The following is a 390-nucleotide window of genomic DNA, read 5'->3' as shown; positions in this document are numbered from 1 at the left end:
GACGAGAACGGCCTGCCCTTCATCAATGAAGATACAGGTCACGTTATGAGGCGGATTGCGCGGATCCTTGCTATCCATGGCCCGGAAAACGGCAAAGAACCGAATGCACCCCAAAGCCATGAAGATCTGACGGTGGCCGAGGTTTCTGAACTGCTGGGGAAAATGCAGGAAATCAAGTCTGATCTTGACGCGAGTACGGTCATTGGCGATTCGCTGGCGAAGTTCGTCATCTACTCGCCAGAGAACCAATCACTGCGCGTCTTCCAGCGTGAAGGACAGATCGAACCGCTCGGAATCCACGGTGAAGGACTTCTAAAGTTCCTGCAAGTATTGAACGAGGCGCCTGAGTATTCCGACGCTCTCGCATCCCTTCGAGCTCAACTGCGAGTT

Annotated in this window: 1 protein-coding gene; it reads left to right on the top strand. The window is 53.6% G+C overall.

Annotated elements, in window-relative coordinates:
• Positions 1–390 (top strand): hypothetical protein (locus KVS69_RS18930; protein ID WP_217539511.1); only part of this gene is annotated, 390 nt, incomplete at both ends.

Origin of the sequence: Stenotrophomonas sp. GbtcB23 (genome assembly GCF_019091045.1) — a bacterium.
Lineage (GTDB): Bacteria > Pseudomonadota > Gammaproteobacteria > Xanthomonadales > Xanthomonadaceae > Stenotrophomonas > Stenotrophomonas rhizophila_A.
Note: the sequence above shows the minus strand (reverse complement) of the source record. Positions and strands in the feature narration are given on the sequence as shown.